The sequence below is a fragment of the Prevotella sp. CAG:592 genome, from assembly GCF_000436015.1.
Classification (GTDB): domain Bacteria; phylum Bacteroidota; class Bacteroidia; order Bacteroidales; family Bacteroidaceae; genus Prevotella; species Prevotella pectinovora.
In genome coordinates, this window is record NZ_FR892563.1 from 7,996 (window position 1) to 17,662 (window position 9,667).

Annotated in this window: 5 protein-coding genes; 1 reads left to right on the forward strand and 4 read right to left on the reverse strand. The window is 51.6% G+C overall.

Translation table 11 applies throughout. The annotated features are described in order from the left end of the window. From QVO99_RS05020 to QVO99_RS05030, 3 genes are all read right to left on the reverse strand, one after another. A partial coding sequence (locus QVO99_RS05020) for a ligand-binding sensor domain-containing protein (RefSeq protein ID WP_288176969.1) occupies positions 1 to 2,271 on the reverse strand: 2,271 nt, incomplete at its 3' end. 354 nt (positions 2,272 to 2,625) lie between these two features. After that, positions 2,626 to 5,892 (reverse strand): pectinesterase family protein, encoded by a 3,267-nt coding sequence (locus tag QVO99_RS05025; protein WP_022316508.1) that lies wholly within the window; start codon positions 5,890 to 5,892, stop codon positions 2,626 to 2,628. Continuing rightward, positions 5,889 to 7,778, reverse strand: coding sequence for a rhamnogalacturonan acetylesterase (locus QVO99_RS05030; RefSeq protein ID WP_022316509.1), 1,890 nt, complete (start codon positions 7,776 to 7,778; stop codon positions 5,889 to 5,891). The genes QVO99_RS05025 and QVO99_RS05030 overlap by 4 nt, the downstream gene beginning before the upstream one ends. Before the next feature lie 374 nt (positions 7,779 to 8,152). Between QVO99_RS05030 and QVO99_RS05035 the strand changes: the two genes are divergently transcribed. After that, a complete protein-coding gene (locus QVO99_RS05035; RefSeq protein WP_022316510.1) occupies positions 8,153 to 9,031 on the forward strand; it encodes a L,D-transpeptidase in 879 nt (292 codons plus the stop codon). Between the two features lie 107 nt (positions 9,032 to 9,138). Here the strand turns inward: QVO99_RS05035 and QVO99_RS05040 are convergent. Continuing rightward, the coding region (locus QVO99_RS05040; RefSeq protein ID WP_288176970.1) for a hypothetical protein at positions 9,139 to 9,667 on the reverse strand (529 nt) is incomplete at its 5' end.

Below are 9,667 nucleotides of genomic sequence, written 5' to 3' on the forward strand. Positions count from 1 at the left end.
TGCTGCCGCTGCCATATCACCCACTCCTATCTCCGCATCGCCAAGATGTTCGTCGACAAATGCTGACACGCGCCTCATCATGATGTCATCCTCGGGCGTGAGTTCAGGACGCAGTGGTGTGTCTGCCGGCACCGGTTCATCAGCATCACTGCCAGTACCGTTACTGAGCAGATTCAAGTATGCGTCGAGAGCTTCACGGCGCTGACGCTTTATACGCCTTATATATATAATGGTATATACTGCAGAACCGAAGAACGCCAACAAAAGCAAGAGGAGCAGCACACGGGCGGGAGTAGTCTCCCAGAATGTCGGTGTCACTACTATCGTCAGCCTTCTCACGTTGTCTACCCAGGCGCCGTCGGCATTGGTAGATCTCACCAGCACGACATAGGTTCCGGGCTCCAGGTCGAGCAGTGTGGCAGAATGGTTATGGCCTATGTCATTCCATTTTACGTCTTCCTCATCACCGTCGTCCAAGAGGGCGAAGGCATACGAAAGGCGGACATCGGCGGAATAGTCGAGAGTGGCAAATCTCAGCGTGAAGCTCCTCTCGTTGCTCGCCAGCACCAATGTATCCATAGCATTGACGGAGCAGCTTCCTTCCACTCCCTGCACGCTGACGCCTGTGAAGGCGATAGTCGGCACAAAGGTGCTCTTGCGCAACTGCTGCGGAGCGACATAATACTCTCCGTCTTGCAGTCCGAACAGCCAACGCCCATCTGGCAATCTCACGGGAATTGCCTCTGAGAACCTGCATTCCGACTGGAAGAAATTCTTTCCGAACGAGAGATAATCTCCATTGTCGGGGTTGAACATCACCAGTCTGTCGCTTCCCACCATAAGCATCTTGCGAGAAAACCCTACAACCGACAGAGCCACATCGGTGGGCATCCCGTTAGCCTCATCATAATGTCGGAAAGACAGCTTGTCTGCCGTCAGGTTTCCCGTCTGAATCATATTCACTCCACCACTCTCCGTACTGACAAAAATTCGTCCTCTATAGTCTTCAGCCACGTTCATCACCGCACTGCAACTGAGGGCATCCTTGCGATTTGCCTCACGAGTGTGGCAATGGAACACCATGTTTCTGACGTCATTCCCCGCTACCAGTTTGGCCACAAGCAGTCCGTCGGTCGTGGCGCATAGCATCACATTATCTTTGGTCAGATGTATCATCCTCACCTTCTTTGCCAGAGTGTGGGGATAGTTTCTTAATCCGGAGAAAGGTTTCACCACTACAGGTCTTTCCGCTCTCGGATTCTCAACGCAACACACTCCCCCACCAAGAGTAGCAATCCAGAGTCTGCCCCAACGGTCCTCCTTGATGTCATAGACATTGTCGCTGCCCAATCCTCCGATTTTATCTATTCTGTATGCCTGCATACCATGACATCCGGTCAGGCGGAAGAGTCCCTGCGGCTTGCTTCCCAGCCAGATGCTCCCGTCTCGGGTTTGAGTGATGCAGTATATCGGACAGCGGAATTTAGTGTAGCCCGCCACAATCCTGCCATCCGGCGCAAGATACCCCACAAGTTTGTTGCCACGGTCGAAAATCCTCACTGTCTCGTCTTCCTTAGTGGCTATCCAGTATCTCTTGTACCTATCCACGAAGACGGTCTTGACTTCAGCGCCATTACCGTTTCTCACCACATTTCCGTTCTGTCTCGGAAAACATATCTTGTATATGCAGCTTGTGGCAGCCACCCAGAGGTTGCCCTGCTTGTCAGAGAGGCAGAAGCGTGCAGCCTCCAGGCTTTTCCTGTCACCGTAGGGTGTCTCCTTGCCTCCCCTTGGCGTATAGGTCAGTCTGCCGTCATAATACACCTTCCACAGATTTCCCACGCCATCGCGATGGCGATATGGTCTGTTTTCTTTCACCGCCGTGGCATTCCGCCCTCTCAGCTGCATTCCTCCGATTTTTTCAAACCGGTAACGCTTGAGGTTGAAAAGATACATGTCGTCGTCCACCCTGCATCCCAGATTCCCGTCATCACACAACCACACGCTGCGCATGCGGTCTGTTGCCAATCGGCTTCCGTCACCTACACGTCCTTTGAATCCACGGAATTCGTAACCATCGAAGCGACATAGTCCGTTCCATGTCGAGAACCACATCATGCCCTGACTGTCTTGTGCCATCTGAGTGACGTGCCATTGGGTGAGTCCGTCGTTCTCATCATACCGCTGGATATGACAAATCGGTGTGGCTGCAGCAGAGACGGCAGACAGCAGCGACAATGATAATGACAGGACAAGTGTTATAAGCCTCATTGTATATTCGGGACAATTTGTTTTGACAGATTCAGTGCCAGATTAATCCCCAATGTCTGGATTGGTGGAGCAACTGGTTTTACGAATACAAAAGTATGAAAAAAAAATCATATTCCGCAACATCTCGCTATTACTCATTAATAGCCAAACAAAATTCACTCTTCTAAAAGCAAAATCCAAGCAAGCCCTAACGACCGATTTGGAATAAAAGAAAGCAAAATTCAAGCAAGCCATAGTGACCGATTTGGAATAAGAAAATCTGGGAACGCCACATCACATGGAATCCCCAGACAATCTTTTACTCAAATCTGAAACCAGATTTGGACTACTTATAAATAATCTACCAACTGTTTTTTATTTCATCACTACTTTTCTCGATGTCTTGCCGTCAGTAATGACATTGATGCCTTTTGCCGTATCAGCAATTCTTTTGCCATCGATTGTATATACAGCAGTAGCCTTGAATGTGTCGCCAGCAGTCTCTACGGAGCCCACTGCCGATGTCTGGTCTGCCTTGGCAGCCTTACTCAGTCCGCCGTATTCGTTCACAGCCTGTATCAGGTATTCGTTGCCTGCCTCATATTCGCATGATGTGGCAGTAGTGAATCCTTCCACGTTGCCGTTTTTCGTTATCACATAGCAGATGGCATATGGCACAGGCTGCCATTTCAGCATTCCGCCCTCAACTACAGGTGCTGGCGACTCACAAGCCTCGGTAATAAGCTCCGGCTGCCAATTGTCAGAACCGCTGAGCACATTCTTCACCGTATATTGTGCTGCCTCCTCGTCGGTGAGGAAGTTCTTTGCCTTGCCTTCCACCTTTGTGTCGCCGTTCATATAATAATAGGTATCACGGCGGTGAGAGAGATCCACAGGGTTGCCTTCGGCGTCCATAGTGTTGTAGTCAGCCCACAGCACAGGCAGTCCGCCCATCGTTTCATACCATCCCGTGGCAGGTATCGTCACCTCAGCCTTCGTGTTGATGAAAACGGTCTTCGGGAAGTTGTGCCAAGGTCTGCCAAGCCATACCGATGTTTCTGACGGCACGCCGGGAGCAGTTATCACGTTGTTCATGAACACGTATCCCCACTTCACGTCTTTCTGGTGTGATGGTGCCACGATGTATCCTCCGCTCTTGCGCACGATATTGATTGTGTCGTTGTCGAGATAAACGTCGCCGCTGTTGTAGATGAAGTCTACGGCTCCCTCGATGAAGGAGTTCTTCACGTAGTGGCGATAGTTGGATTTGCTTGTAGTTATCCACGTATCCTGATAACTGTACATTCCCACGTTGTTGAACACGATGCGGTCGTTCTCGGTGTTCAGGGCGAGCGCCTGCGGACCGTCGTTCTTCTCCACTCCGTATGAATTCACGAAACTCAATCCCTCGAAATACAGGTTGGCGGCGTGTGCCACGAATGTAGCTCCCTTGTCCACGCTCAGTGCGTTTGGTCCGCCGCAAAGTTTGTCATCACTGATAAACACCTTGTCGCGTCCCTGTCCGATGAAGTGCAGATATGGCTTTGTTACCGGCAGGTCAACATGCTCTTTGTATGTACCTTTCTTTATGAATATGAGCCATGGCTTCACTCTGTTCTGCGGTGCGGCGTCGATGGCAGCCTGCACAGTGGTGTAGTCTCCGGTGCCGTCTTGTGCCACCACTGCGTCATAGACACGCAGTTCTGGCTGCTGGCGCTCCATAGTGGTGAAATGTATCTCTGTGCCCGAGAAAGCGTTTCCGTTGCGGTCGAGAATCATTCCTGCCGGCAATGTGAAAGTATAAGCAGTGGCATATCTCAGTCCGCTGTACTGATATACCACGGTCTTGCCGCTCACCGTCGGTTTCAAAGCCTCTCCATTGAGCGTTGCCTTGCTTCCTTCTGCAGCCACCACTTTCTCATCGAATGTCAGTATCACAGATCCTGTTGCCGATGCGTCGGCTGCATCATTGGCAGGGATTGTCGAGATGAGTTTCGGTGCCTCGTTGTCTTCCACGATTTCCTTGTCGGCGAGCAGGAAAATCTCCGCCACAGCCAGTCCGTCGTAGTCGCCTGTTGATCCCACGAGCGGTGAGTCATAGTCTGGCAGAAAGCGCACATTCACAAGCTTCTGTCCGTTTGCCTCTGCCGGCAGGGCGAATTCTTCAGAGTCCCATCCGCGGGCCGGCAGGTTATATGTGCCGAAGGTGGTATAGTTTGTTCCGTCGATAGAGTATTGTGCGTTTACGATACTGTGTGCGTTGAAGTCGTCGCCTACGGCAGCCGACAGCACCACGTTGGTGTATCCCAGTGTTGAGAATGAGAGTTCAAAATAATATTTGTCGGTGAGTTTTCTCCAGCAGCGTGCGGCATACTTACCGTTCTGTCCGCCTTTACCTGCTCCGCATGCAAGCCATGATGTGGTGTTGCCGGCTTCGTTGCGCAGCGAGAGGAGTCCGGCGTTGTCGCTCTCTGCCTTGTAGTCGGCAGCACGCTCCTGCGACGGTGTGTCGCTATAGAGGTCCCAGCCCACTATATAGTCTGTGCAAGAGAAGTTTGCCGTAAGGTTCTTCTCTCCGTCCATCTTCACTTCGCGTTCTTTGTCTGTCGAGTTGTCGTCCCAGTTGATGAAGGTGAGGATACGGTTGTCCTGTGCCGTGAGCTTCACGTCGGTTCCTTCTTCATAGTGATGCACTCCGTCCACCACATTGCCTTCTGGCGAGAATGTCACGAGGTTGGCATTTGCTCCTCCCTGCAGTGTCAGGTTCAGGGCGTATACATTGTTCTTCGTATATGTTGCGGTGAGCGATGTGTTTGCCGTCAGCTCAAAGGTGTATGGATTGTCGGTAGACACGATGGCATTGTCGGCTCCTGCCCATCCTGAGAAATGATAGCCGAAGTTCTCGGTAGTGCTCACAGTGACTACCGTGCCTTCGTCAAACTTGTCGCCTGCCGGATTCACGGTGACGGTGCCGGCAGCCTCGTCGGCTGTCCCTACGCTCAGCGTATATACGGGCACAGTGACCGGAGTACCGTTCAGATCGCCTGTCACCACCACGTCGCCAAGGGCGAGCTGCTTGTTGTTAGCGAGATTATACACATAGAAATACAGTTCAACCTTGTCGCTCTCTCCTGTGAGTGAAGTGATGTCGAGCTTCGACTCCGACACGCTGTTGCGCTCCGGGGCGAAACCCTTCACGAGTTCCTCGCTCTTCTCGCCGCATCGGGCCACCACGTCGAGCGTACCGCCGCTGGTACCGCATTTCTGCGATTTGAAGGCTACGCTCTTCGGTGTGAAGGTGACTCCTTTCTTTGGCACGATGCTGAATACTACGTATGATGCATCGTCGCGGGCATTGCTTATCTTTTCTGTCGGATTCAGTTTTGAGAGTCCGCTTTGCAGTCCGTTGAAATACAGTTTCTCGCCCAGCGAGAAACTTGAAGTAGAGATGGCTCCGTCTACGGATATCTCTGCAGCCGACGCATTGTCGGCACTTTTGTCAAACGCCCATTTTATAGTGGCGTCTTTGGCATCGATGACGTCTGCCGCCATTGCACCGCCCAGTCCCATCCATGCTACGAGGACCATGACGATAATTCGGGATAATGTGGTCTTTTTCATATTGAGAATCTGTTTGTTCATTTCATTATTTTTCTTGCCACTCCGTTCTCCACCACAATGTTCAGACCGTCAAGAATGCCGTTCTGACGAATGCCGTCGAGACTGTAGTATATCTTCTCCGGTTTCAGCTCCGAGCTTTCCACGCTCTTCACTCCATTTGTGGCGCTTACTGCCACTCCTGCCACCTTTACGTCGCTCAGACAGATGGTCTTGCCAGTTGCTGCGCTGCCATACCAAGGATATACGCGCAAGCGTAGCGTCTCGCCCTCAGAGAGTTCTATCACGGGTGTTGCCTTTACCTCCATCATGTCGTTGGCTTTCATCGAACCAGAGAAGTCGGCGATATTAACGGCATTGGCGAAGTCTGCCTCCTTAGAGTAGTAAATCTTGCAGTGCATTCCGTTGCCTCCGCATCCACACACATAGAGGCTTATCTCGTTCACGTTGAAAGTGGTGCCCTTGGCTGGCTTCACCGCGAACTCTATCCATCGTGTAGAAACCTCGTCGATTTCGCCTGCCGGCCACGACTCGCCCTCGATGATGTTGCGCTGCGTCTTGCGGGTGGCATCGAAGCCTGTGCCCTCGGGCCATGTGGTATTAGCGTTTGGACTGGAATATTTCTGGAGTTTCATCTCGCTGTATGTCTCGCCGACGGGGTCTACCGGACCTTCAACGGTGCAGTTGTCGTCTTTCTCGAGTCTCCAATATGCCGATGCTGCCACTCCGTCGGCTAGTTCCACACACTTGCCCACTACAGGGATGGTGACTGTCTTGTCGCCGCAGCTCACGGTGATGCTCTCATTGATGTCGCCGGCTGTGGCGAACTCATAGCTTGTCTTGAAGGAACCGATAAGGTTGCCTTCCTTGTAGGCCAGAGTTGCTATAGACGAATAGTCGTTGCCGTCGGCAGAAACCTTCAGTCCGTTGCTCGCCGTGATGCTCACATTGCCTTCGGCTGGCACGAGGTCGAAGCCGTTTACCGACACTTCTCTCACCACCGTCTGTCCCTTGTATGCCTGTCCGAGGTCTACAGTTGAGGGATTCACACTGAGGTCGCTCGTCAGGTTGATATTCTCTGACAGTATTCCAGCTTTCTGCATGAGCTGTGCTGCCAGACGGGCTATCAGCGTGGCTCCCATCGCCGAGGTGTGGGTGCTGCCGTTGCCGTCGAAGAGCAGGGCGTTGGCTTTGGCGTCGCCATAGCTTTCATAGAGTTCCTTTGTGGCTGTGGTGAGATCGAGATACTGCACTCCCAGTTCCTTTGCCACCTCCTGCATCTGGTATGGATAGTCGTAGGTATGGTCGTCGGCAGCCACTTTGTTGCCGGTAGTGAGCTTACCGCCTTCTATCTTGTCGAACTTGTCGCCGAGGTCGTGGCGTCCGTTTCTGCGAATGGTGCTCCCGTCGAAATATTTTCGGCATATCGCACCCACCAGCACTGGTGTGGCGCCCAAGGCGCGAGTTTCTTCCACATACTTGCGCAGATAGTCCTTATAGGTGCCGCTGGCTGTAGTTCCACGATAGTCGCAGGCATTTGCCTTTGCCTCATCGCCGATGCTCTGATAGTAAGCTTTCAGCTCGTCGCCGTCGCATCCGTTGCTCTTCTCGTCGTTGTGGGCAAACTGAATGAGCACGTAGTCACCTGGCTCTATCTGTTTCTTCACCGACTGCCAGTAGGCGCTCTCCTTATAGAAGCTCTTGCTGCTGGCACCATTCTTGGCACGGTTGTTCACGGTGACATCACCCTTGAAGAACTGCTGGAACATCTGTCCCCAGCCTCTCGTCACGGTGGTGTTCGGGTCATAGGTCGCCATAGTGCTGTCGCCTATGGTATGCACCTTTCTCGCCTGCACACATAATGCAGTGCATGCAGCCACAGCGGCTGCTGCAATGAATCTCAATTTCATCTTCGTTGTATGATTTTGATTTGGTTAGTAATAGTGACTGCAAAATTAGCGGTTAAGGTTGCTAAGCACGGGGAAAAATGCACAAACTTGGTGGATTATTCGGTAAAATGCCGCAAATCAGAGCTTTTCCGACATAACGGAAATGCGCTTTGAAAAGGAAAACGAAAAGAATGTCAGCTTTTTTTATTATCTTTGCAGTCGAAAGAAGGGCTTGCCTTCACCAACCACTTAAAGATGGGAACCGAGATTTCTGTCTATGGGATGGCAAATATATTACATTGAACGGCCTAATGACCGATTTAGGTTGAACAAGAAAAAAAAATATGACAGTAACTTATAAAAAGTAAGACCAAACAAATAAACATTAAACAGACATGACATCTTATCAAACAAACATGAAAGCGATACGCCTATCCATATTCCTCACGATACTGACTCTGATAATGCAGGCTTGCTCGCCGTCGAACAAAGGCAACGAGATGGCCCAGGATGACGGTCCGCTGGCATCTGCCAACGAGATTGAGGAGATTGAGGAAGAACCGATAAAGATAAAGCATAAGTTCAGCACTGCCGAGGAGGCGATAGAATATATGAACGAGTCGCCGGACAAAGACCGCTATGCCGCCGGCATCATGCACAAGATGGCACACGACAGTCTGGACTACTGCAACCGTCTGCTCAACAGTGAATACGAATATTTCATCATCGTGGACAAGGGCGACATGAAGGTGAAGCTGTTCGACCGCTACGGTGTGCTGCGCAAGTCGTACACCTGTGCCTGCGGAAAGGGATTCGGCAACAAGAGGAGCAGGGGCGACTGCCGCACACCGGAGGGTTTCTTCAGGGCGGGCAAGGTGCAGAACAGCGAGAACTGGCACTATACCGACGAGAATGGCGTGCGCAGCGAGAACCCGGGACAATATGGCCCGCGCTTCTTCCGCATCGTGACTCCGGGATTCAACTCCACGGGCATCCACGGCACCGATGCTCCATGGTCGGTGGGCGGCAGACGCAGCCACGGATGCGTGAGAATAAAGAATGAGAATATCCTCGAACTGGTGAAGTTTGTCACTAAAGGCATGCCGGTGATAGTATTGCCGGGAAAGAGAGACAAGGAGGTGAACTGGCGCGAAGCTCATCCGGAACTCTTCCCCCAACCAGACTCAACGGAAATTAAGCGTGAGAAAATGAAAGCCGAGGAGATAAAGCGCGACACCACGAAGGCAGAACATGCTCCAAAAGACAGCTTATAATAAACATCAGAATTTGTAAAACCGCCCGACATCCACCGAAAGGGGATGCCGGGCGGCAATCATTTGTTATGGGAATTCAGATTACTTTGTAACCTTCATTGCCTTCATTACTTTGTAACCTTCATTGTCTTCACCTTACCGTCAACAGTCTTCACTGTAACGAGGTATGTACCCTTGGCGAGAGTAGAGAAGTTGTTGCCAACCAATGCTCCACCAAGTGTGCGTACAGAAACCTCAGCACCGGCTGGGATAACGATAGCACCGTTGATACCGTTAACTACCACTGTAAGAGTAGCTGTAGCAGCCTCAGACTCAAGCTCGTTGTAAACTACGACAACCTTATACTCGTGGAGACCAGCGTATGTCTCTGGCTCGTAAGAATAGCTGCCCTCTGCGCCAGGAGCGCCTGCAACAGTAGTAAGAAGAGTCTCGCCCTCGAATACCTTGACTGAAAGCTCTGCGTCAGCAGCGAGATCGTTGCCGTCAACGTCCTTGGTCGGGTTCTTCCACTTCAGTTTGATAGTCTTGAGATCACCGGCCTCTGTAGCGGCGAGGTCTGTAACAGGAGTTGTTGCCACCGGCTGAACCTCTGCAGTCTTCTCAGCGAGAGAGAAGTCGAAGATGTAACCATAAGCC

Coding starts and splice junctions, on each gene's coding strand:
- QVO99_RS05025 (WP_022316508.1), bottom strand. CDS start 5,892: ATGAACAAACAGATTCTCAATATGAAAAAGACCACATTATCCCGAATT.
- QVO99_RS05030 (WP_022316509.1), bottom strand. CDS start 7,778: ATGAAATTGAGATTCATTGCAGCAGCCGCTGTGGCTGCATGCACTGCA.
- QVO99_RS05035 (WP_022316510.1), top strand. CDS start 8,153: ATGACATCTTATCAAACAAACATGAAAGCGATACGCCTATCCATATTC.